This window comes from Bradyrhizobium sp. BR13661, assembly GCF_029892425.1.
In the GTDB taxonomy this organism is placed as follows: Bacteria; Pseudomonadota; Alphaproteobacteria; order Rhizobiales; family Xanthobacteraceae; genus Bradyrhizobium.
Window position 1 is genome coordinate 201,668 of the sequence record NZ_JARXWB010000014.1, and the last position, 23,362, is coordinate 225,029.

The 23,362-nt window shown below is 61.9% G+C and carries 22 protein-coding genes and 2 pseudogenes; 4 read left to right on the forward strand and 20 right to left on the reverse strand.

What is annotated here, in order from left to right; translation table 11 throughout:
* Positions 1-83 precede the first annotated feature (83 nt).
* Positions 84-764: a DJ-1/PfpI family protein gene (locus M2427_RS23305; protein WP_280709044.1), complete on the reverse strand. Its 681-nt coding sequence runs from the start codon at positions 762-764 to the stop codon at positions 84-86.
* A gap of 92 nt (positions 765-856) precedes the next feature.
* On the opposite strand from M2427_RS23305, the gene M2427_RS23310 reads away from it, so the two are divergent.
* The gene (locus M2427_RS23310; RefSeq protein ID WP_280709045.1) at positions 857-1,819 is read left to right on the forward strand and encodes a GlxA family transcriptional regulator; all 963 of its coding nucleotides are present in this window, start codon (positions 857-859) and stop codon (positions 1,817-1,819) included.
* A gap of 178 nt (positions 1,820-1,997) precedes the next feature.
* Complete coding sequence (locus M2427_RS23315) at positions 1,998-2,354, forward strand: FmdE family protein (protein ID WP_280709046.1); 357 nt, start codon at positions 1,998-2,000, stop codon at positions 2,352-2,354.
* Between the two features lie 805 nt (positions 2,355-3,159).
* Here M2427_RS23315 and M2427_RS23320 read toward each other — a convergent pair.
* The 3 genes from M2427_RS23320 to M2427_RS23330 all read right to left on the reverse strand — a co-directional run bounded on the left by M2427_RS23320 (position 3,160) and on the right by M2427_RS23330 (position 5,484).
* Complete coding sequence (locus M2427_RS23320; RefSeq protein ID WP_280709047.1) at positions 3,160-3,690, reverse strand: copper chaperone PCu(A)C; 531 nt, start codon at positions 3,688-3,690, stop codon at positions 3,160-3,162.
* 223 nt (positions 3,691-3,913) lie between these two features.
* Positions 3,914-4,294, reverse strand: a complete 381-nt coding sequence (locus tag M2427_RS23325) for a DUF2946 family protein (RefSeq protein ID WP_280709048.1) — start codon at positions 4,292-4,294, stop codon at positions 3,914-3,916.
* Positions 4,295-4,911: 617 nt separating this feature from the next.
* A complete protein-coding gene (locus M2427_RS23330) occupies positions 4,912-5,484 on the reverse strand; it encodes an MBL fold metallo-hydrolase (protein WP_280709049.1) in 573 nt (190 codons plus the stop codon).
* A gap of 4 nt (positions 5,485-5,488) precedes the next feature.
* Here M2427_RS23330 and M2427_RS23335 point away from each other — a divergent pair.
* Together M2427_RS23335 and M2427_RS23340 are read left to right on the forward strand one after the other, a co-directional pair.
* A pseudogene (locus M2427_RS23335) lies at positions 5,489-5,770 on the forward strand (DJ-1/PfpI family protein); the annotation flags it as partial.
* Positions 5,771-6,736: 966 nt separating this feature from the next.
* A complete protein-coding gene (locus M2427_RS23340; RefSeq protein ID WP_280709050.1) occupies positions 6,737-7,651 on the forward strand; it encodes a LysR family transcriptional regulator in 915 nt (304 codons plus the stop codon).
* Here M2427_RS23340 and M2427_RS23345 read toward each other — a convergent pair.
* The 16 genes and pseudogenes from M2427_RS23345 to M2427_RS23420 form a co-directional block, all read right to left on the reverse strand.
* Positions 7,618-7,872, reverse strand: a complete 255-nt coding sequence (locus M2427_RS23345; RefSeq protein ID WP_280709051.1) for a DUF2274 domain-containing protein — start codon at positions 7,870-7,872, stop codon at positions 7,618-7,620. The two genes, M2427_RS23340 and M2427_RS23345, sit on opposite strands and share 34 nt — an antisense overlap.
* Positions 7,869-9,077, reverse strand: a complete 1,209-nt coding sequence (locus tag M2427_RS23350; RefSeq protein WP_280709052.1) for a TrbI/VirB10 family protein — start codon at positions 9,075-9,077, stop codon at positions 7,869-7,871. Before M2427_RS23350 ends, M2427_RS23345 begins: the two co-directional genes overlap by 4 nt.
* On the reverse strand, positions 9,068-10,147 hold the full coding sequence (gene trbG, locus M2427_RS23355; RefSeq protein WP_280709053.1) for a P-type conjugative transfer protein TrbG: 1,080 nt from the start codon (positions 10,145-10,147) through the stop codon (positions 9,068-9,070). The genes M2427_RS23350 and trbG overlap by 10 nt, the downstream gene beginning before the upstream one ends.
* Complete coding sequence (gene trbF, locus M2427_RS23360) at positions 10,144-10,833, reverse strand: conjugal transfer protein TrbF (protein WP_280709054.1); 690 nt, start codon at positions 10,831-10,833, stop codon at positions 10,144-10,146. The genes trbG and trbF overlap by 4 nt, the downstream gene beginning before the upstream one ends.
* Before the next feature lie 3 nt (positions 10,834-10,836).
* Complete coding sequence (gene trbL / locus M2427_RS23365) at positions 10,837-12,198, reverse strand: P-type conjugative transfer protein TrbL (RefSeq protein ID WP_280709055.1); 1,362 nt, start codon at positions 12,196-12,198, stop codon at positions 10,837-10,839.
* Positions 12,195-12,515: a putative entry exclusion protein TrbK-alt gene (trbK-alt, locus tag M2427_RS23370; protein ID WP_280709056.1), complete on the reverse strand. Its 321-nt coding sequence runs from the start codon at positions 12,513-12,515 to the stop codon at positions 12,195-12,197. Before trbK-alt ends, trbL begins: the two co-directional genes overlap by 4 nt.
* A gap of 11 nt (positions 12,516-12,526) precedes the next feature.
* Positions 12,527-13,285, reverse strand: coding sequence for a P-type conjugative transfer protein TrbJ (trbJ, locus tag M2427_RS23375; protein ID WP_280709057.1), 759 nt, complete (start codon positions 13,283-13,285; stop codon positions 12,527-12,529).
* A 2-nt stretch (positions 13,286-13,287) separates the two neighbouring features.
* The gene (trbE, locus tag M2427_RS23380; RefSeq protein WP_280709058.1) at positions 13,288-15,720 is read right to left on the reverse strand and encodes a conjugal transfer protein TrbE; all 2,433 of its coding nucleotides are present in this window, start codon (positions 15,718-15,720) and stop codon (positions 13,288-13,290) included.
* A gap of 7 nt (positions 15,721-15,727) precedes the next feature.
* Complete coding sequence (locus M2427_RS23385) at positions 15,728-16,003, reverse strand: VirB3 family type IV secretion system protein (protein WP_254099659.1); 276 nt, start codon at positions 16,001-16,003, stop codon at positions 15,728-15,730.
* Positions 16,003-16,344, reverse strand: a complete 342-nt coding sequence (locus tag M2427_RS23390) for a TrbC/VirB2 family protein (protein ID WP_280709059.1) — start codon at positions 16,342-16,344, stop codon at positions 16,003-16,005. Before M2427_RS23390 ends, M2427_RS23385 begins: the two co-directional genes overlap by 1 nt.
* A complete protein-coding gene (gene trbB, locus M2427_RS23395) occupies positions 16,341-17,339 on the reverse strand; it encodes a P-type conjugative transfer ATPase TrbB (RefSeq protein ID WP_280709060.1) in 999 nt (332 codons plus the stop codon). Before trbB ends, M2427_RS23390 begins: the two co-directional genes overlap by 4 nt.
* 228 nt (positions 17,340-17,567) lie before the next feature.
* Positions 17,568-18,290 (reverse strand): class I SAM-dependent methyltransferase, encoded by a 723-nt coding sequence (locus tag M2427_RS23400; RefSeq protein WP_280709062.1) that lies wholly within the window; start codon positions 18,288-18,290, stop codon positions 17,568-17,570.
* Between the two features lie 119 nt (positions 18,291-18,409).
* Positions 18,410-18,847: a CopG family transcriptional regulator gene (locus tag M2427_RS23405; protein WP_280709063.1), complete on the reverse strand. Its 438-nt coding sequence runs from the start codon at positions 18,845-18,847 to the stop codon at positions 18,410-18,412.
* A 7-nt stretch (positions 18,848-18,854) separates the two neighbouring features.
* Complete coding sequence (locus tag M2427_RS23410) at positions 18,855-20,837, reverse strand: conjugal transfer protein TraG (protein ID WP_280709064.1); 1,983 nt, start codon at positions 20,835-20,837, stop codon at positions 18,855-18,857.
* 43 nt (positions 20,838-20,880) lie between these two features.
* The gene (locus tag M2427_RS23415) at positions 20,881-22,620 is read right to left on the reverse strand and encodes a VirD2 family relaxase/mobilization nuclease (protein ID WP_280709065.1); all 1,740 of its coding nucleotides are present in this window, start codon (positions 22,618-22,620) and stop codon (positions 20,881-20,883) included.
* A 550-nt stretch (positions 22,621-23,170) separates the two neighbouring features.
* Positions 23,171-23,362, reverse strand: a pseudogene (locus tag M2427_RS23420) (IS110 family transposase); the annotation flags it as partial.

Genomic DNA, 23,362 nt, shown 5'->3' on the forward strand with positions numbered 1-23,362 from the left:
ACCTTTTTTCGCGAGGGAGCTTGTGACCATCTTCCCGGCATCGGAAGGTCGCATCACGCAGCAGGGTCGCGGGTGACCGTTCGCTAGGTGATTGCGGCCTTTCTGACGTTCGTCATGCGGTTGGCGTGTGCGGGTGCGACCCGCTCCTTCATGGCCGCGACGATCGTCGCGGGGGCGGTGTCTGGCGACCCGGCATCGAAAGGCGGCGCCGGGTTGTACTCCAGGCGGAGCTGAATCATCTCGGCGGCGGCGCGGTCCTTCAATAGCGAGACCAGCGTCAACGCGAAGTCGATGCCGGCGGTGACGCCACCGCCCGTCACCCTGTTGCGGTCGATGCACACCCGCTCGCGGGAGACGGTCGCACCGAAATAGGGCAATGCCTCCGCGGCAGTCCAATGGGTTGCGGCGCGATAGCCCTTCAACAGTCCTGCTGCGCCGAGCACGAGCGAGCCGGTGCACACAGAGGTGATGAACCTGGCCTGCCGTTCCTGCTTGCGCAGGAATTCCAGCACTTCCGCGTCGAGAAGCAGGTCGTCGGCACCGTAACCGCCGGGGACGCAGATGACGTCGAGTTGCGGGCAATCGGCGAAAGTGACGGTCGGTGTGAGCGTGATGACTGAATCGCTCTGAACAGGCTCGATCCGTTTCCAAACTAGGTGCAGCTTCGCGTCAGGCAAGCTCGAGAACACCTGGACCGGCCCCGTGAGATCGAGTTGCGTCACGCGAGGGAATACCAGGAGACCGATCTGCAGTGGATTCGACATCTCTTGCCTCCCAACGTCACCCTTGACCGCTACACCCTGCCATGCTGCCGTTGTGACGGAAACGGCGTATTTCCCTCAAATCTGGACGTGCCATGATCGGCCTGCTGATTTTCCGAGATTTTCAGTTGATGGATGCGTCCGGTCCGATCTCGGTCTTCGAGATCGCCAGGCGACAAAAGCAGAGTATACCTCGAACTAGGATATTCGCGGTCAAGGCAGGCTTGGTCCGCAGCTCGTCGGGAGCAGAGATGTATGCGCATAACTTGCGTTCTGCGCGTTCGCTGTCGACACTCATCGTCGCTGGCGGCGAAGGCGTCGAAGCGGCGGCGGAGTGCCGGACAACGATTGGCTTCATCCAGAGACTGGCGAAACGCGGCGTGCGCATCGCGAGCGTCTGCACTGGGGCATACCTTCTGGCCGAGGCCGGATTATTAAACGGCCGGTACGCGACAACGCATTGGTCTCGCACGCGCGACTTCATCGGGCGATATCCAAGAGTGAAACTTCAGGCTGATCGAATTTTCGCAAAAGATGGTGGTGTCTGGACGTCTGCCGGCGTGACGGCCGGTATCGATTTAGCGCTGGCAATGGTTGTGGAAGACCACGGCGACGAAATTTCGCGAGCGACCGCGCGGCAATTGGTGCTCTATCATCGCCGGAGCGGCGGGCAATCGCAGTTCTCGACTCTGCTAGAACTCAAAACGCCGAATGGTCGTTTTGCCGGCCTTTTGTCTTGGATGCGCGAAAATCTCGACGCGCACCTCACCGTGGAAGCGCTTGCCGAGCGAAGCGGCCTGAGCGCACGCCATTTCGTGCGTTCGTTCGTCGCCGAAACCGGGTCCACCCCAACCCGTGCCGTTGAGCGATTACGCGTCGAGGTCGCACGCGAGCGCGTGCAATCTTCCGGGGAGACCATTGAGCGCGTCGCGCAAGCGACAGGCTTCCGCGATCCCGAACGGATGCGCAGAGCGTTCATTCGCGCGTTTGGTCAGCCGCCGCAGTCCCTGCGGCGGTCGGCAAGAAACGCAGAGACAGCGTTGCCAGGTATCAGCTAGCCGCGTGGCAATGGCATCGCGACAGTGCGGAGAGCTTCAGAGATTCTTGAACATTTCGCCCCTTAGGGCGCTCGCTGACTGGGCATCATTCAAGATTAAAACGACCACAACCGTCATAGCTAAACTATAAGCGTCTGATAAATGCCTGAAGTTTCGGCTTTTCAATATCGCTCTGAGCATGAAGTATGAGCTTCATGAAGTTTTTTCATATTCTCGTGGCTGCTGTTTACTCGCCTCAATTGCCTCCTCGGAAAAGCGCGAGAAATGGATCTCTTTAAGCGCAAGAATACACGGAGCGTTCATCCCGATCGGTATTCGCATTGGACTTGATGCGCAGAGCAAGCTCCATGTCGAACCTCGCGGGCTGGCGGTGATTTACTACAGCGGCGCAAAAGCGCCATGTCCATGCATCGCGGATGGTATCATGATTGCAACGCAGGCGAGCCCCGATCAGGGCACACTCCTGATCGCACAGAAGAAGGCTCCGGAAGGCGTACTGGCCCATCATTGTGATCAAGAATCGGAAGACAGGTGAGATCTTGCGCTATTGAATCTCCGACGAGAGGTTACCGAAGATTCTCACGTGGCTCAAAGCAGACCCCTTCTCGCGCTATGACGCCGCGATGAACGCAGAGGGGCTCTTTCAGGTCAACGACACGAAATAGACGGCCAAAGGATAGGCTAGGGCAAGTGCGGCAAATCGTTGAGTACAGAACGACTTTATGTGCCAAATCTCGGTAGCCAGAACTCCGTGTTCATTGGAATTCAGCCGCTGGGATAGGACGTTCGCGAGGGCAAACGATCAACTCGCCGGAGTTTAAGCGGCTCGGTCCAGGCGGTGGCAATGGAAATCGCCACTGCCTGAACTAGTTGCCGCGATCACCCTCAGCATTAATTCATCGCTTTCGATAATTTTATCATGATGGGCGATTCCAAGCGGACCTCATTGTCGTCCGAAATCGAAATGCCGAGGCCAAGCATTCATTTCACCGCCGATAGCGAAAGACCTCCGCCTGCCAGCCATCCTCGGCAAAAACGAGATGCCGCTATTGTCAGCAGACTTCGGCCGCTTTCAGCATCCGAGGGCGTTATCGAAGCGCCTTTTGCCCGAAGTGGCGTCTCGTTCACGGTCTCAAGCTGGATCACGATATCGACTGAGCCAGAACGGCCGGCGTCACCGTGACGTCGGCCATTGCCTTTCAGTGTAGAGATGTGTGAAGAAGCTGTCATCCTCCGGCGCGGCAAGTGCCGCGTCCGTCAACAGAGAGATCACGGCAGCCGAGGCCCCGAGGAGGAGTTTTGAAACTCGACCGGGAGAGCAAAATAGACCTATCATGAACTTACATTTTCATCTTTGAGTGGTCCATTCTGTCCATCTTCATGCCATCGGAACCGGGCGCAGCTGCAGGACCTTGCGCCCCAACACCCTCGACATCTAGCGTGACCGCGACCTTTCCGGCCTTTTCGAACTGCAACGTGACCGGTACCTTTTCGCCCTGCTTCAACGGTTCTCTCAGGTCCATCAGCATCAGATGGTAACCGCCCGGCGCGAGCTTCACCGTCTTGCCGGGATCGATGGCGAGTCCACTTTCGAGGGGGCGCATCGTCATCACACCGTTATTCATCGCCATTTCGTGCACCTCGACTTTACCCGCCACATCTGCGGTTGCGCTCACGAGCTTGTCCGGCGCGCTGCCTTTGTTCTCGATCGTCAGATAGCCGCCGCCGATTTTAGCGCCGCCCGGCGTGGCGCGTGTCCAAGGCTTGCTGATGACAAGATCGCCCGCCTTAACATCCTCAGCGTGCGCGGATCGGCCGAGCATGCCGACAACGAGAACTCCGTATACCAGTGCTGTTGCTATTGTTTTCATAAGCGTCTCCTCTGAGGGTTTCAGTCGTACCTACCAGAAACGGGATCTCTGTGACCAAACAGAGTTTCTTTCCGACTGGATTAAAAACGAAGGTGTTATTCCCTGACGATATTTCGATTCCAAAACGCTCGATATCAGGCAATTGCTGACGCGGGCCCATGGTCCGGAAGTGGATAAAGAACGCGAACAGCGCGAATCTGCAGTACCGATTGGCCTGCTCTCGTCAGGAAATTGAAGGCGGCGCGCGTGCTTGGACGTCAGAATGATAATGGGCACTCCGCATGGCCGACAGTTGATCGAGCCAGCAGATCTTCGCAGGTTCGCGATAAGTTGCTGAAAAGACGATAACTCTGGATGAGTTAGCCGCACCGCCCGCGGTCACCAAACAACAAATTGAACAAACATTGCATCGATCGTGCTGTTGGCCGCCGGCATCACCTTGCTGCTTCTTTGCCGCGGGCGACCCGCCGCGGCAAATTTCGGCAAAGTCTGTCGGGTCCGACGCAGTAATCGCTATCGTCAAACACGCGGTGATTGGGGCAAAGACCTGCACCATCAATGCAATCAGAAAGATTGGCAGATAGCCCTGCAAACGTTGCCACATCGAGGGAGGCTCCAGTACAAAAACAGCTAATCACGATGTCAGCAGCGAGTCGAGATGAACCACAGTCTCGGGACGAACGCATACAGAACCTGCCTCCATGTAGGAAGTGAAGTCCATACCCCGCAGTCCCCATATTCGATGATTGATATCGATCAATGCAGACAGGTCCCGCTGTATAAATTATCTTAATGTGCGGATATCCTCTGAACTGGGTCGAACGGTGGGAATGCGCATGTGTTGCTCACTTGCTTCCGCATTGGCAGTGCTGTCCGGCTCAAGAGCCAGGACCAAAAGGGTGAAAGCAGAGGAGGAGATTGCTCCCCCTTTGCTTCGTGCTGCCAACCTTTACATGATAAAAGTCGCCTTGATTTTAGCTGCCCTGCTCGCGGCATTAGCGACCTGCATAACTTTCTACTATCGAACCATCGCGTCTTGGCTATTCTTTTGATCCTTTCCGTTACGCCGAAATTGAAGATTCTGCTGCCGAAGAGCGTTGCAACTGAATGCGATGCGCAATTATGGGTAGCGGAAACCACTGGGCAATCACGAGGTCGCCCGTCTCATCGGTATTAATCAGGATCCGGCGCCAACGACTGCGAATGCAGAGTAGGCCTAGCTCAACTTTCCTCGCTGCGCCCTCGCCTGACAATTCTCCCCGATCTAGCCCGGAACCGTGCGCAATCAGGTTTTTGGTCAAATCGCGTATCGCCAGGCAGCGGCACAGCATGGCCGTTGAAATCGATGCGATAGCCGTAAGCCGGATGAATAAACTCGCCTTGATTGACGGCGAATGCCGTCACCCTGACTCCGTTGCGATCGAATACCACGCCGTCGCCTGCAAATTCATGCGCCGCGAATTCGGTGCCCGTCGGCGCGACCTTTTCGTCTACGGTGCGGATCTTGACGTCATCAAGGTAGTTCTCGCACATAGCGTCGGTGATCCGCTTGATTCCGGTCGGTCCCCAAAGGTCCAGCGGCTTCGTACAGCGGACATTGGGGCGTCCGATGTAGCCGAGCGTCCAGAGGTCGGGCAGGCCGTTAAGATGGTCGGAATGGAAGTGGGTGATGAAAGTCGCGTCGATCTGTCCCGGCAAGATGCCGAGTTGATTGAGCCGAACGGCCGAGCCGCGTCCGGCGAGCTGGCGCCTTCGGTGGCGGGACCGAGCACCAGATGCACTTTCCTGCCCCATTTCTAGCGACGACAGGATCGTCCGCGACCGCAACAGGATCACGGCGGGCGGCGTGACCTCTGGAATCGATTTTGGTCTCTCGCTCGTCGGGCAGTTGCGCGACCGGCAATACGCAGAGTGCGTTCAACTAATGGCTCAGTATGCGCCGGAGCCGCCATACGATGCCGGAACGCCCGCGAAAGCTCCCGCTGAAGTCACGAAAATCATGCGCGACATGTTCGTGGAGTTCAACAAGGACGCCGAAAAGATAGGGCGAGAGGCCTATTCTCGGTATCGCGACGGCTAGATCGTGTCGAGATTGGGGCTTGCGAGCCCGGGATATCGGCTCCCTGAAGGATGGTGAGAAGGACCATCGTCGGAGACATTCGTTGGGCGGCCCATGTCCGATCTTCCGAGATCGGTTGGTTCCGAACAACGGTGGGTGAATGGTGCTGTTCGTGCGGATCGAAGCCGCGCATCCAGAAGGTTCACTGCAAGGCGACGATCGCTCCTTGATGAGGCGCTTAAGCCGCAATCCATGGGATTATTGAGATGGAGCAGATCACAGATTCCCACCCCTGAAGTTGGTACTGAAGCAGTCTCGGCCATCTGCAGTTACCTTGTCGGCTTGGACTTTGTTGATATTCAGAATGTTCTGAGGCGGGCATGAACCGACTTTGCGACTCAGTTCAAGTTAGAGAATTTCCAGCGATCCGCGAGCGCGCCTGGCTCCGTTACTCCCAATGTGCCTTGTGTAAGAGTCCCAGAGAAGCTGAGCAACGCCACTTTTTTGCCTTCACGCTAAAATAGCTCAGTGTAATCATACAACCACAAAGCTCTGTTTCGCAGTGGGATAGGATTGAGATGGGCTACGATCTTCGTGAAGCATTCTGGGTAAGCCGACCGAGACTTGGCTACCGCCTTGATCGCTTTCCTCTTGTCGCCGCAGGTTTAGATTTGAGGAATCGAACGTTTCGTAGCTCGCTTGGGGACCGCTCGCCGCACTGGAATGTTGATAGTAGTGGCGCAACCACAGGGCTCACTCCTGAAGATTGCAGATCTGTCCGCACCTCTCTGGAAGTCAATCTAGCTTCTCTTTCGCGATGAAGGCAGCACTTGGAACCTGCGGTCGCGGGCATTTACCGGCACTCTCCTCATGGAAGCACGTAGGTCGCTTCACAGCGACAACCAACCGGCGCTGAAGCGCCCAAGAACGTAATGACCAACTCACATAGAGATCCGGTCACCGGAAATCCCACGTAGAGCTTCGACAGTGCCAGTAAATTTCCAAAATCTACGATGGGCGATTGTGGCGTCACAACACCCCAGCCTCCGCCAAGCGGCTGAGACGCTCAGAATCAAACAGTCAACGCTCAGTCGTCGCCTGCAAAGCCTCGAACACGCATTGGGCAGCAGGCTATTCGATCGGACAAACGGCGGCACGCGGCCGACCATCGAGGGACGGGAATTCCTCGATGCGGCCCGACGCTTCGTGGGTGAGACGGAAGCAATCACGATCCGTGTCGGGAAGCGCTCGCGCGGTGAAAGCGGTCGATTGACCATTGGAATCCATGCCTCATTCTCAGCCGGCAACCTCCGAGCGACCCTCGTCGACCATAGGTATCGATTTCCCGATGTCGATAGGAAACTGGTCGACGGATCGAGAGACCATCTGATGTCGGACCTCACCAGTTCGGCGATTGACGTCGCCTTCGTGGCCGAACCAATTCCAGAGTGGGGCGACAAGTCATTATTGCTTTGGAGCGAACGCGTCGTCGTTGCTCTTCCCCAGAGCCACCCGTTGACAGCACGTGATGTGATCCGGTGGGGTGAACTGAAGGAAGAAACATTTCTGTTGTCACAGCACGGGCCGGCACCGGAACTGCTTAAGCTCCTCGTCAGCAAGATGGGAGGTTCCGATCCGTGTCGACTGATTCACCATGATGTAGTGCTGGACCGACTTCTCACCTTGGTCGGTGCGGATTGGGGCATCCTGCTGGCATTGGAAGGGGCGACCGGTGCGACCTATCAGGGCGTCACTTTTCGTGAGGTGCATGATGAGGAGGGGCCGATGCGGCTGAGCTTCCGGGCGTACTGGCGGCAGGCCAACGACAATCCATCATTGCGACCGTTTCTTGACCTGCTTCGCGAGCGCTATCCTGATCTTTCCACCACCCCCGAGTCCTGAGCAACATTTCGTCGTGCCTTCGTAAAGGCTCGATCGGTTGCCATGAAGCGCTCGATCATCGGAGCGATCAGTTTGCCAGGCTCGGTCGACGACGTCGTGCCTCCACTACGCGCCAGAATCTCAGCATAGCTTTTGAGATCCCTGAAGACCGCCGCCGGGAGCTCGACGGTCAGCTTAACTGGTTTGTCGTCTTCGAGCGGGCCGAGCTTGAGCTTCGTCACTGTGTTCCTCCCTTGCGGTACGGCGCCAGCACCAAATCGCGCGTGACGATCACGCGGACCGGGAAACCTGGACGGATGGTCAGCGTTGGCTGAATGTTGAGTTGGCGCTGCACGATCTGCTGGCCGGTCTGGCTGATGCTATTGGAGGCGCCGCTGCGGATCGCTTGAACGAGGTTGTTCTCGTTTTGGCTGGTGCCCGCCTCGGCTCCGACGCTGAGCATGGTCGAGAGGACGGCGGCCTTGAACAGCATGCCCCAATGGTTGTCGACCTCCTCCTCGAGCCCGGCATAACCGCCGGTGTCGGCGCCGGGTTGGCGCTCCAGCACGATGGAGGTACCGTCCGGCATGATGATGCGGGTCCAGACCAGGAGGATCCGGCTCTGGCCGAACGCAACGGAGCTGTCATACTGACCGATCAGCTTGGCGCCCTGGGGCACCAAAAGATATTTGCCGGATGGACTATCATACACTGCCTCGGTCACCTGGGCGGTGATTTGGCCTGGCAGATCAGACCTGATGCCCGTGATGAGCGCCGCCGGAATCACGGTGCCGGCCTGCACGACATAAGGAGAGACTTTGGCCTCGAGCCGGTCGGGACTGACCGTGCGCTTGTCCGTCGAAGCGTTGAGAAAGGCCGTCTTGCGATCCTGCATGTTCTGAGCTGATCCCGCATCGACGGGTGGTGTCGTGGCCGTGGCTGTCGCAGTTGTGGCCGAGGTATTTGGGATGACTTGGCCGGCGTTCTGGGGTTGCTGAACAGTCTGGGCGAAAAGGCGGCTGACGCGGGCCGCCTCGATCTCCTGGGATCTGTGCTGCGCCTCCGGATCGGGCGCCGTTCCTGGGACAACGGTGTTGGGCGCCGCGCCAGCGTTGAGGATCGGCTTGCCGAGATCGCCGGGCAGCGGCGGCCCGAGCGGCGGCGCCTGACGCGGCAGGCCGGTATAATCCTTCGGCAAGGCGGCAAGGCCCTCGGCCGAAGGGCGGTTCTGGGTGCTGAGGAGCTCCTGGCCGGCTTGCTGCTTGTTGCGGGTCTGGAGCGCGTAGCCGAGCGCGCCTGCGACCGCCAGCGCAGACACCGCACCGAGGCCGATCAGCATCTTACGCGAGAGACGCGTGACAGGTGGCCGCTCGCCGCGGAGCCGAAGATCCGGCGGCGCAACGGGTGGGATGTCGCTTTGACGTTCGTCTTCGTTGCCTATCGCCATGCGCGCGGCCTTCCGTCGGTGCGGACAATGCGCACGCGCCGCTCGCTGTCCTTGTCGCCAAGGCGCAATTCGGCGGCGGCAAACAGCCGGTCGACGATGTAGTAGTTGCGGTTCGCCCGGTAGTTGACCAGTTCCGACCCGCCGGCCGGACCGATGACGAACAGCGGCGGCATTTCGCCCTGCACGATCCCACTTGGGAATTCGATGTAGACCTTGTTGCCGTCGTCGAAGGCGCGCAGCGGACGCCAGGCCGGATCATCACCCTCGATCGCGTAGCGGAAGTTGATCGAGCCGAGATCGACACCGGCTGCAATTGGCGCTGCCGCCTCAACCGTCGCGTTCTGCTGCCGAAGTGCGATCAGCTGGTCCTCGGGATATTGCCAGGAGACCGAGGCCATATAGGTCTTTTCCGTCGAACGCAGCTCGAGCAGATACGTCCGCCGATCCGTGTTGATGACGAGATTGGTGATCAACTCCGGCCGTGTCGGCTTGACCAGGATATGAATCTTCCTGGTCGGCCCCGCGCCGCTCTCGGTGTCCCCGATGATCCAGCGCACGGTATCGCCTGCAGCAACCGGACCGGCGCCGACCAGTTGCTCGCCCTCCTGGAGGGCGACATCGGTGATCTGGCCGGGCGACGTATACACCTGGTAAAGGGCTCCGCCTGAGAACGGATAGACTTGGACCGCGTTGATGAAGCCGTTACGGACCGGCTGCACGCGTGCCGCGGCATTGGCCTGTTTGACGCGAGCTTTTGGGTCGGCGGCTTCCGGGACACGTTTGCCGGCGGCGAGCGGTTTCAACTGGCCGGGAAGCGGCAGGGGTTTTGGCAATTCCACGATCTTGATGGGCGACGGCGGATCGGTGGTCAGAGTCGCGGGCTCAGCACTGTCGTAGTTGATGTCGGGCGGGATGAAATTGTGCGCGCAGCCGCCAAGCACCGAGACGGACATCAGCAAAGCCGCCAAGGCGGATTTACGGAAACGCGTATCGCTGGCTTTCCGGTTTTGATGAATGATGTAGAGACGTGAAGCCGGACCTCCGGCATTTGGAGAAAACGGCGGGGTCATTGTCCCAACTCCTTCGACCAATTGATAGCGTTGACGTAGACGCCGAGTGGATTCTTGCGAAGCCGATCGGCGTCGGTGGGCGGCTGAACCGCGATGGTGAGAATGGCGGTCCAACGTGTGGTGCCGGCCAGCGCCCCGTCCTGATAGCGGTGCTCGACCCAGGCCACGCGAAAACTGTCGGGCGAAGCGCGGATCACGCTGGAGACATCGATCGCGACCTGCTGCTTGCCGAGACTGGCGAAGGGGTCATTGGCGCGGGCATAATCATTCAGTGCCATCGCGCCCGCCGTGGTCGTGAAATCATACGCCTTGAGCCAGTTCTCCCGCACAATGATCGGATCGGCCGGAAGCGAGCGCACCATCGCGATGAAGTGGGCGAGGTACCAGGCAATTTGCGGATCGCTCGGCCGGTAGTCAGTCACAGCGGGCGCCACGGCTTGTGCTTCGCCGAGCTTGTCGACCTGCACAACCCAGGGAACGACGGTGCCGTGCGTGGACTGCCAGACGAGCCCGCCGGCAAGGCCGCAAGAAAGGATCAGCGAACCGAAAGCCATCAGCCGCCAGTTCTTTGCCTGCACGCGCGCCGAGCCGATGCGGTCGTCCCACGCTTGCGCGGCGCGCTGATACGGGGTTTCCGGTTCGGGCGTGCGGTCGTAGTGGACCGACGATCGCCTGAAGACTGACATTGATTATTCTCCTCCCTTGAGGTCGACGGAGTGGCCGCCGCCATGGCTGTCGCCGGATTTGAGGGCTTGCGCGGCCGTCTGCGCGCCGTGAACAATCGTCTGATTGCGCTTGACGCGCTGGGCCCAGGCGGGCGGACCGCTCTCGCTCGCCGCTTGAGGCGCGACTCCATCGTTTGCGGCCGCGCCACGCTCAATGGTCCCCATGGTCGAAGAACCACCCGTGTTTGCGACACCGGCGCGGGCGCCAGAGGTGAAACTCTCCGTCATTGCCCCCGCTGCTTGCGCAGCGGCGCGTTTTGCGGGAGCCGTCGCCGCGCTGGCCGCAGCACGCCCTGCGCCGCCGAGACCGGAAGCGACACCGCCAGCGCCAGATTGACCGGCTGATGCGAGGCTGTAGGCGGATGACATACCGCCCGCCATCGACGCACCACCGCGTGCGGCGGCCGCAGCACCGGAGGTCGCTGCCATCGCTCCCCTCCCAGCCAGACCAAGCCCCGCGCCCGCCGCCATCGCCGTGCCGGCAACGGCAAGGCCGGTGCCGACGGCAGCACCCGCGCCAAGCTGCGGTGCCCCGGACACAAGACCGGTTGCGATACCGGGACCGAAGATGCCAAGACCCAGCATGGCTAGCGAGGCGAGCACGACAGAAAGCGCCTGCTCGATGGTCGGCTGGCCGCCGGCATAGGCTGACGTGAACTGGGAGAACAGCCCCGTGCCGATGCCGACAATGACGGCGAGCACCATCACCTTGACCCCGGAGGCGACCACGTTGCCGAGCACCTTCTCGGCCAAGAAGGCAGTCTTGTTGAACAGCGCGAACGGAATGAGGATGAAGCCGGCGAGCGTCGTCAGCTTGAACTCGATCAGGGTGACGAACAGCTGTACCGCCAGAATGAAGAAGGCGATCAGCACAACCAACCAGGACACCATCAACACGGCGATCTGCACGAAATTGGCGAAGAAGCTGGTGAAGCCCATCATCTGGCTTGCGGCGTCGAGCAGCGGCTGTCCGGCATCTAAGCCGACCTGCGCAAGCCGGCCCGGCCGCAGAAAGTCTGCGATCGATATCGACGAGCCGCCGGCCTTCAGGCCTAGGCCGGCGAAGCTGTTGAAGATGACGCCGGAGAGATTGTTGAAGTTGGTGATAATGAAGGCGAAGAAACCGATATAGAGCGTCTTCTTCACCAGACGCTGAAGAATGTCTTCGTCCGCGCCCCAGGCCCAGAACACGCCGGCCAGGGTGATGTCGATGACGATCAGCGTCGAGGCGAGATAGGTGACCTCGCCTTTGATCAGGCCGAAGCCAGAGTCGATATAGGTGGTGTAGGTATTGAGGAAGGTGTCGATGACGCCGACGTTATTCATCGCTCACCTCTTTCCTTGGCATTCGCCGTCCGCGGAGCGGCCGGCGCGGCCTGTGGCAGCAGCGGCCGCGCCGGCCTGCCGAAGAAGCGCGCGCGGTTCTCCTCCCAGACCGCTCGGCAGTGCGGATCTTCGGCATCCTCCGGCCCAAGCGCGCGGCAGCGGCGCAGCTCGGCCGAGAGATCGTTGGGTGCGGGGACCACGGGTGTCTCGGACATCGGCTGCGGCGCCGGACGCCGGTGGATGAAGGACAGCGTCGCCATGAAGACGGCCATCAGGGCGACCATCGCGACTGCGCGCCAGAAATCCGAGCGATCCATCTTCCGCGCCTTCAGTTGCCGCTGAACATCGTGACGTTGCCCGGCTGGTAGCCTCCGCGCGTCGAGAAGATCTTGTATTGCTGGGCGCCTTGCGACTCCGTCGCCGTCACACGCGCCTGCTCCAGTGCGTCCGCCCGCCCCTTCGCGGCGAGAACCGCGACCAGGTCTGAGAGCTGCTGGGATTGCAGGGAAAGGAGCTGGTTGCCGGCTTGAGCTGCCTGTAGCGCGCCACTGGCGGACTGGCTGGCCGTAACCAGCGACGTCATTGCGCTGGAGTTGGTCGGGATATTGCCGACGACGCCGGCCTGCACTTTCAGCGAGTCCTCGAAGGCGCCTACCGAGTTCTGCCAACGGGTTTGGGCGGCGGCGAGCAGCGTCGCGTTGGATCCCGTGGTCGGCGCCGCGCCGTAGCTGCCGGAATATGTAGTTTGAATCTGCTGGACGTTGAAAGAAATATTCTGCGCCTGGCTCAGCAGCGATTGCGTCCGCGCGATCGTCGACTGGAGCTGCGCCAGCGTCGACATCGGCAGGCTGGCGAGGTTCTTCGCTTGATTGACCAGGCTCTGGGACTGGTTGGTCAGCATCTGGATCTGATTATTGATCTGCTGCAGCTCGCGCGCCGCCGTCAGAACGTTCTGGCTGAAGTTCGTGGGATCGTAGACGATCCACTGCGCGTCAGCCGGCGTCATCACAAGCGGCGAGAGCGACAGGGCGAGCGAGAGCTTGGTCGCGGCCATCAGGCTCGCGCGTGGCGTCTTGCGGGTGGTCATGATTACACCTCCAGGTTTTTTAGGTCGGGGATGAGGTCAGCGGCCCACAGGAGCTCGTGATCCGCGAGCCAGGCCGCCGTAAAATTCTCGCGGCCGTGCTCGGCGAGTAGCCGTTCGATGGCAGCATGGTCAGCCTTGGAGGAGGCAGCGCAAAGGGCAAGAGCAATCGGCCCGAAACCCAGCTCAAACAGCCGATTACCGCGTCGCGATTGGCAGTAGTAATCCCGCTTGGGCGTCGCCCGCGCGATGATCTCGATCTGGCGATCATTGAGGCCGAAGCGCCGATAGATCGACGTGAGCTGCGGCTCGATGGCGCGCTCGTTCGGCAGGAAGATCCGCGTCGGGCAGCTCTCGACGATCGCGGGCGCAATGTTGCTGCCGTCAATGTCTGACAGCGATTGGGTGGCGAAGACGACAGACGCATTCTTCTTCCGGAGCGTCTTCAGCCATTCGCGCAGCTGCTGGGCGAAGGCGGGATCGTCAAGGACGAGCCATCCCTCGTCGATGATGAGGAGCGTCGGGCGGCCATCCAGCCGTCCCTCGATGCGATGGAAGAGATAGGTGAGGACGGCGGGCGCAGCACCGGCGCCGATCAAGCCCTCGGTCTCGAACGCCTGGACTGACGCCAAGCCGAGCTGCTCAACCTCGGCATCAAGCAGCCGGCCGGACGGACCGCCGACGCAATAAGGCTGCAGCGCCTGCTTGAGCGCGGTCGACTGCAACAGGACGGTCAGTCCGGTGATCGTCCGCTCCTCGACGGGTGAGGATGCCAGTGAGGTCAACGCCGACCAGACATGCTCCTTCGCGGTCGGATCGATGGTGACGCCTTCCTTGGCAAGGATCGCGGTCACCCATTCAGCAGCCCACGCGCGCTCCGCCGCATCGCCAATGCGCGCGAGCGGCTGAAGCGAGACGGAATCCTCGGCACTATCAGACAGGCTGCCGCCGAGGTCGAGCCAGTCGCCGCCCATGGCCAGCGCCGCGGTGCGGAACGAGCCGCCGAAATCAAAGGCGAAGATCTGGCTGTTGCGGTAGCGACGGAACTGGATCGCCATCAGCGCCAACAACACGGACTTGCCGGCGCCGGTGGGGCCAACGATCAGGGTGTGACCGACGTCGCCGACATGCAGGGAGAAGCGGAACGGAGTCGAGCCTTCGGTCTTGCCAAACAACAGCGGCGGCGCCTTGAAATGCTCGTCACGCACCGGCCCCGCCCAGACGGCCGAAAGCGGAATCATATGGGCCAGGTTCAATGTCGAGAGCGGCGGCTGGCGGACGTTGGCGTAGGCATGTCCCGGCAATGAGCCGAGCCAGGCCTCTAACGCATTCACCCCTTCCACCATGCAGGTGAAGTCGCGCCCCTGGATCACCTTCTCGACGAGCCGAAGTTTTTTGGTGGCGCGGCCGGGGTCCTCATCCCAGACAGTGACGGTCGCGGTGACGTAGGCCTGGCCGACGTCGTCGGTGCCGAGTTCCTGCAAGGCGAGATCGGCGTCAGCGGCCTTGTTGGCAGCGTCGCTATCGACCAGTGTCGAGGCCTCGTTCGTCATCACCTCCTTGACGATGGCGGCAATCGACTTCCGCTTGGCGAACCATTGGCGGCGGATTCTGGTCAAGAGCTTGACCGCCTCGGTCTTGTCGAGGAGGATCGCACGCGTCGACCAGCGGTACGGAAAAGCAAGCCGGTTCAGCTCATCGAGAATTCCGGGATGTGTCGCGGTCGGAAAACCGACCACCGTGAGCGTGCGAAGATGATGGCTGCCAAGACGCGGCTCGAGGCCGCCGGCGAGTGGCTCGTCCGCGAGCAGCGCGTCGAGGTGCATCGGCGTCTCCGGGACGCGCACGCGTTGCTGCCGGGTCGAGATGGTCGAATGCAGATAAGTCAGCGTGTCGCCATCATCCAGCCACGCCACCTCGGGCATGAAGCCTTCGACCAATTGCAGGACACGGCTGGTCCGATCCGCAAATCCACGCAGCAGCTCGTAAGGGTCGACGCCGCTCTGCGACCTGCCCTCATAGAGCCAGCCCTCGATGCGCGATGCATCCTCGGCCGGCGGGAGCCAGACAAAGGTCAGAAAATACCGGCTCTCGAAATGCGCGCCGGCCTCCTCGAACGCATCCCGCCGCTCGAGATCAACCAGCGCGGATGCCGCATCGGGAAAGGCGCCATACGGATAGGTCTGCGCGGCGATGCGCTGGGCCTCGACGAAGATCGCCCAGCCTGAGCCGAGACGGCGGAGCGCATTGTTGAGGCGGGCCGTCACACCGACCAGCTCTGCAGACGTCGCGCTGTCGAGATCCGGGCCACGGAAGCGCGCCGTTCGCTGGAACGATCCATCCTTGTTGAGGACCACGCCGCGGTCGACCAGAGCGGCCCAGGGCAGAAAGTCGGAAAGGCTAGCAGGCCGGTTGCGATACTCAGTGAGGTTCAGCATGGCAGACTCATGTGGCGAGGTATGGCGGATAGCGGAGGTGGCGCCTGACGACGTCCACGAACTGCGGGTCGCGCTTGGCCGCCCAGACCGCCGCGGCGTGGCCCACGGCCCAGAGCAGCGCGCCGGGAATCCAGAGGCGCAGGCCGAGCGCAATGGCGGCCGCAAGCGTGCCGTTGGCGATCGCGACGCTGCGCGGCGCGCCGCCCATCAGGATTGGGTCCGTCAGCGCCCGATGGACCGGCGCGAAGAAGCCCGGCACCTCTGGATCGACGATTCCCACCATCAGATCAGTGCCCCACCCGAGAAGGAGAAGAAGGTCAGGAAGAAGCTCGACGCAGCGAAGGCGATCGACAGGCCGAAGACGATCTGGATCAGTCGGCGGAAGCCGCCGGCGGTGTCGCCGAACGCAAGCGTCAGGCCTGTCACAGTGATGATGATGACCGAGATGATCTTCGCGACTGGACCCTGCACCGACTCCAAGATCTGATTGAGCGGCGTCTCCCAGGGCATCGAGGAGCCGGAAGCGTAGGCCGCTGGCGCGAAAGCGACGGAGATAAAGGCGATCGCTGCGAGTTCGGCGAAGCGGCAGCGAACGCGACGGATCGCGGGAGGAAACTGGATCATGAAGGGTCTCCGGGGAGCGAGGGGTCGCCGCCCGCCCCGGCGGATTGGACACGGTAATCGCCGGTGGCGGGATCGAGCCCGGCGACGAGGGCAAGTTCAGCGAGGCGGCGTTCGCTGCCGCGGCCGCGCAGCACCGCGACGAGATCGATCGTCTCGGCGATCAGTGCCTTCGGAACGGTGAGGACGGCTTCCTGGATGAGCTGTTCGAGGCGGCGAAGCGCGCCCAGCGCCGTGCCTGCGTGAATCGTTCCGATCCCACCGGGATGACCAGTGCCCCAGGCTTTGAGGAGCTCCAAAGCTTCGCTGCCCCGCACCTCCCCGATCGGAATGCGGTCGGGGCGCAAACGCAGCGAAGACCGGACCAGATCGGACAGCGACGCGACGCCGTCCTTGGTGCGCAGCGCGACCAGATTGGGCGCCCTGCACTGTAGCTCACGCGTGTCCTCGATCAGCACCACGCGATCGGTGGTGCCGGCGATCTCGGCGAGCAGTGCGTTGGTGAGGGTGGTCTTGCCGGTCGAGGTGCCGCCAGCGACCAGGATGTTCTTGCGCGAAGCGACCGCAGCACGCAGCGCCGCCGCCTGACCGGCGGTCATGGTGCCGGCGGCGACGTAGTCATCCAGCGTGAACACCGCTACCGCAGGCTTGCGGATCGCAAAGGCCGGCGCCGAAACGACAGGCGGAAGAAGTCCCTCGAACCTCTCTCCGGTCTCGGGAAGCTCGGCCGAAACGCGGGGTTTGTTGGCATGGACCTCAGCGCCGACATGGTGCGCGACCAGGCGCACGATCCGTTCACCGTCGGCCGCGGGCATCGTCTGTCCGCTGTCCTCCAGTCCGCCTGATAGCCGATCGATCCAGAGCCGACCGTCGGGATTGAGCATCACCTCGACGATCGAAGGGTCTTCGAGGAACGTCGCGATCGCCGGGCCAAGCGCGGTGCGCAGCATGCGCGCGCCACGCGAGAAGGCTTCTGAATGGATTGAAGTGACCGCCACGACCGCCCCCGTCGAACGTCAATCGCAAAATGCGATCGACGACGGGGATGAGTAGAGAAGGCAGGAAACGGGTCAGTTCAACAAGTATTCAGCCGTCGTAGGGAGCGGGCGTAGAGCAGAGAAAAAATACTTGCTGTACAGAGGGCGGAGTCATCGGGCGCTGCTCGCGCGGTATCTGAATTTCGCTGTGTCGCCTGAGTGCGTGGGGATTCTAGCTCTCGCGCCCCGTCAGGTCTTCAGAGCCGCAGCGGACTTTGGAGTGCGAGCGGCGAAAAAGATGAAGCGCGGCTTGGTCCTGAGCGTTTCGTACGCTTCCGGGAAGAGATCACGTGCCTGCGGAAGGGGCTGTGGCTCGCTGATCGCCTCAATGGCGAAACCTGCCTCCGTCAGGGCGTCGACCATGGCATGAAGGGGCCGATGCCAATATCTCGTTCGGATCGTGCGGCCGCCCTTCTTCCATTGGTCGGCGAACTCGTAGGTTTCAAAGTAGTTCGAACCCTGGGCCAGCACGTGATCCATGAATGGGTGGTGCGTCGACATCACCACGCGCCCTCCTGGGACAAGCACCCTACGGAACTCGGTCAAGGCCGGGTACCAGTCCTGGAGATAGTGCATGACGAGCGAGGCGATAACTAGCTCGAATGAGCCATCCTCAAACGCGAGCCTAGCGTTCAGATCGGCTTGCTCGAGTCGTACGTGTGGCCCAAGCCGGTTCTTGGCTATGGCCACCAATGCCGGACTCTTGTCGATCCCAGTGACCTGCGCGCCTTTCGCGATGAGAGCAGCTGCATGGGCACCTGCGCCACACCCTGCATCGAGCACACGCAGACCTGCGACGTTACCGGCCAAGGCAAGGGAAGCAGGCCGCTCATAAAGCGCGTTCCACGCGTTGCTTTCATTGTCCTCGCTGTAAGCCGCAGCAAATTCGTCGTAGTCATTTTCGCTCTCCACTCCCGATCTCCCACGTGTAGACAGGCCAACTGTCTGTCTACGAAATCCAGGCGTACAGGGGTAGAGCGGACCATAGGTTTTCGTCCACGCGGTGAGGCGATCATCGGACGAACGGGCGCCTACTCTCCCGTCTGCTCGCGCTCCTGAATATCCCCCGGAATTTCCTGTCGCAGTTTTGGCCCTTGACCGAGCCGTCGCCCGAGCGCCGCGACGAAATTGTCCCACCGCGCGCCCCCTTGCGCCCTCGCCGCCTTTGCGGCCGGCTCGGGGAGCGGCGGTGTCGTTGTGAGCCAGAATCGAACAAACAACGCCAGCGTCTCGACCGAGATCCCTACGTCGCGTTCGAGCCGCGCGATGCGGCGATCGACCTGATCGAGTCGCTTGGCAATCGCCGCCTCCCGCCGCTCGTCGGCGTCCGGTGACAGGAAGGATGCGATGGCGGCCTCTGCGATGAACGACAGCGATTGCTCACGGCGAGCTGCGTAGGCCGACAGGGCCTTCATGACATCAGGATCGAGATACACCGACATCTGAGCTTTCTTCTTTGGGGCGGTCATGTCTGTCTCACAATCCGAGATCGTCGCCCGGATCGAGCGAGGCCTGGCGTGCGACGCCCTGCATCATGTCGTTGAGGCGCCCGATCCGCGGGGCATCTTCCTCGAGTTCGTCGGCAAATTCCGAGGCGAACTCGTTGTCGAGGGGTTCTCTCCTCTCCACGGGGTCACGAGCCAGTTCTGGCTGCTTCCGGCGGTCGGCCGTCTTCGGGTCCTCTGTGTCGGATTCATCGTCCGCCGAGGCCGGTGCCGCTTTCGGGCGCGGCGGCAGTGGCCGTGAACTCCAGTCGTCCGGTCGCCTCCCGTTCGGCTTGCTCAGCGCCGGCGGCGCCAGAATGCGTTCCTGGAAACGTCCGTCCTCATAGTAGCGCGCCTTCTTGGCGCGGATCGGATGGAGCCCCGACATCATGACGATCTCATCTGACGGCGGCAGCTGCATCATCTCGCCGGGGGTGAGCAGCGGGCGGGCGGTCTCCGACCGCGACACCATGAGGTGACCGAGCCAAGGCGCCAGTCGACTGCCGGCATAATTCTTCATCGCCTTCATCTCGGTCGCCATCCCCAGTGCGTCGGACACCCGCTTCGCCGTCCTTTCGTCGTTGGTCGCAAAGCTGACCCGGACGTGACAATTGTCGAGGATCGAGTTGTTCGGCCCGTAGGCCTTCTCGATCTGGTTGAGCGACTGGGCGATCAGAAAGCTCTTGATGCCGTAGCCGGCCATGAAGGCCAGCGCTGACTCGAAGAAGTCGAGCCGGCCGAGCGCGGGGAATTCGTCGAGCATCAGGAGGAGCCGGCGTCGACCGGCCTTGGCCTGAAGATCCTCGGTCAGGCGGCGGCCGATCTGGTTGAGGATCAGCCGGATCAGCGGCTTGGTGCGATTGATATCAGAAGGCGGAACGACGAGGTATAGCGTGGTCGCCCGCTCTCCGCCGACGATGTCGGTGATCCGCCAGTCGCAGCGGCGCGTCACCTCCGCCACGACAGGGTCGCGGTAGAGGCCCAGGAACGACATCGCCGTGCTGAGAACACCGGAGCGCTCGTTGCCGGACTTGTTCAAGAGCTCGCGCGCGGCCGAGGCGGCGACGGGATGGACGCCGGCCTCGCCGAGATGTGCGGTGCGCATCATCGCGGCAAGCGTCGATTCGATCGGCCGCTTGGGATCGGACAGGAAGGCCGCGACGCCGGCAAGCGTCTTGTCCTCCTCTGCATAGAGGACGTGGAGGATGGCGCCAACCAAGAGCGCGTGACTGGTCTTCTCCCAATGGTTCCGCTTCTCGAGGCTGCCCTCGGGGTCGACAAGAATGTCGGCGATATTCTGGACATCGCGCACCTCCCACTCGCCGTGCCGGACTTCCAGCAACGGGTTGTAGGCTGACGATTTCGCATTGGTCGGATCGAACAGGAGAACCCGGCCATGCCGGGCACGGAAGCCGGCGGTGAGCTGCCAATTTTCGCCCTTGATGTCGTGGACGATCGCAGATCCGGGCCAGGTCAGCAGCGACGGGACGACGAGGCCGACGCCCTTGCCGCTCCGGGTCGGCGCGAAGCACAGGACATGCTCCGGTCCATCGTGGCGGAGATAGGTGCGCTCGAACCGGCCGAGAACCACGCCGTCCGGCCCGAGCAGACCAGCCTGCCCGATCTCCTTCGCCTCAGCCCATCGTGCGGAGCCATAGGTTTCGGCATTCTTGGCTTCGCGGGCGCGCCAGACCGACATGCCGATCGCGACGGCCGCCGCGATGATGCCGCCGGATGCTGCGATACAGGCGCCCTCAATGAAGATATGCGGCGCATAGGCATCGTAGGCATACCACCACCATAAGAAGGCTGGCGGAAGGTAGAATGGAAAGTGGAACAGCTCGAACCAGGGCTGTCCCAGTTGGGCTTGAAAGCCGAGCCGCCAGGCCGTCCATTCCGTCGCGGTCCAGAACGTCAGCAGGACGATCACTAAGACCGTGACGACCTGCCCCCAGAGTATTTTGGTCGCGGACATGGCGGCCGCCTTCTCTCTTAAATTTGGTGATCGGAGGGATGGCTCACAGGCCGATCCCCCGGTTGCGTCCAAACCCCCAATCGACGCCGCTGTCATCGCGGGTGACACCAGAGACATGTCGGCCGAGTTGCTTTTCGAGTGAGGGCGTCCACGGCACGAGCTGGAAGCCAAGACCATCGTCGATCATTGCGAAGCGGCCAGAGGCGAGCGCGAAGCGCTGCCGATAGGTCCCAGCGACATATTCACCGGCAGCCGATGGATTGAACGGCTGGCCGGTCTCGGCAGCGAGCCGCGCACCGAGAGCTTCCAACTCCCCCCGGCGCAGCGTACCGATAATGTTCTTGGCGAACACCAGCCCACGCACCTGGCGCTCGGCCAGCCCTTGATCGATGAGCCGCTCCGCGCGCCGTTCCAAAGCTTCGCGAACCTCGGCACCGAAACCGGTTTGACCCAGTGCCACCGGATCGCGCGCGACCGCTTGCCGGTCGAGCCATGTCGCGCCGCTTGCCGTCACCTGCGCTTCGATCGACAGATCGGAGCGTACGGCCAATGCCACGCGACGCTGGCCTCGTGCGTCGTCGAACTTGCGGAGTTCGACGATCGACCCCGGTGCGCTGTCGCCGGCGGCGTCGAGATCAGGAAGCTTGATGTGGTGGGCGCGGCCGTCGACGCCGTCGACCACGGCATAGGCGGTCGCCTTAAGTTCGTCATCGAGACCGCGATCGACGAGGCGGCCGATTATGGGAACATCGAGGCTTTCGCCTGCTAGCACATAGCTCGCGGTCCCGCGCCCGATGCCGCGTTCGGTCAGGCTGCGGTGGATGCGTTTGATGATGTCGCCGCGCTCGCCAAGCTCGCGCAAAGTCGACTCGGCAGCCTCGTCCATGATCCATTGGCCGGGCCCGAGTTGATGCGCAAGACCAAGGCTCTCCAGACGTCGCAGCCGGCCGACCTTCAACGCATGGAATTGATCAGGCTGCTGCGCTGGATTGGGCGCAAGGTCGATCACGCCGTGGCGACCTGCGTCGCGAACAAGCTGGCGATCGAGCTGTGTCCAGCGCTCGGCTTCGACCTGGCTCTCGAGCGACCGGTGAATGTCGAGATCGGAGCGCAGTCCGAGCTCCTGTGTGACCAGGTCCTGCGCGCGAGCGCGCATTCCTTCCTTGATGTAATCGCGGGAGATGACGAGGTCCCCGCCGTCCTCGGCAACGCCGCGCACGAGGATGTGGATGTGCGGATGTTGGGTATTCCAGTGATCCACGGCGACCCAATCGAGCCTGGTCCCGAGATCCCTCTCCATCTGGCCGACCAGTTCGCGCGCGAAGCCTTTGAGGTCCGCCATGTCAGGCGCGTCCTCCGGCGAGACGATGAACCGGAAATGGTGCCGGTCGCCCTGGCAGCGCTCACCGAACTCCTTGGGATCGGCATCGTCGGTGCCGGGGCCAAACAGACGGGCCTTCTCCCCGTCTCGGGTGACGCCCTCGCGCCGGAGATAACTGAGATGTGCGGCGAGTGGCGCGGAACGCGCCTTATGACGGACGACGCGGGTCTTGATCGTGACGAGGCGCGAGCGGCCCGTGAGCAGACGGTTCGCCCGCTCGCTGGCGACCCGGCCGCGACCGAAGGTGGAGCGCCTATCACTGGTGATCTTGCCCGCGCGCGAAACGCCACCGCCGGCGCGCTGCGCCGCGGCAAGCACCTGTGCGATGAAGGGCTTGGCCCGCTGGCTCCTTGAGGAGCGGATGCGGCCAAGCCGAGGCTGAAATTCCTTCTCCTCAGCCATGGCTAGGCTCGGCAATGTGCGAAATTGAGAATCCGTGCAATGAGTTGACGGTGGGGCGCACATTGCTTGCCGATGCCACACATTGTCGGATCAGAAAAAAACCAAAGCAACAACAACCGACCGACCGAGCCGCACATTGCGGCCTTTTATCTCGCCCTCTTAATCGGTCGTTGCTTGGGCTTGATCTCACCCATTCTCGCTTCCTTTCTCGCTTGCGACAAGGCCCTCTGCGCCACGCCTGGACGCGATGCGCCACGACAGCCGCGAGTCCCGGTGCGCCGTGCACTCTTCCGCGCTCATCGATGGCGTAACGTCGCTGCAGCAGGGCAGCGGGGATGCCGTCGCGGCGCAATTTTCCATCGGCATGACGGAGCCACATCACAGGCAGTCCGGCGTGGTCCAGCTTGCACGTCACGTGCGTGGCCACAGGCAAGATAGCGTGCGTTCCGTCGTCGTTGATCTGCACCAGGTCTCTTCCGCTGTCGCGGAGCTCCGTGTTCAAACTGTTGCGGTCATCGTGTCTTTGGATCCCGTCACATTTGTGTTCTGGTCATGCATGGGCGCCGAGCAGCTTGCGCTCCTTGACGGCGGCACGTGCGCTGACGTCTGCCTGCGAGGCCGCCGGATCGCCGCAGTAAAACGTGCCATCGACCCACATCGCATGCATGATCACCGCGAGCTTGCGCGCCACCGCCACGGTCGCCTTGCGGTGGCTGGTGCGCTTGGCGATCGCCAGCCCCCA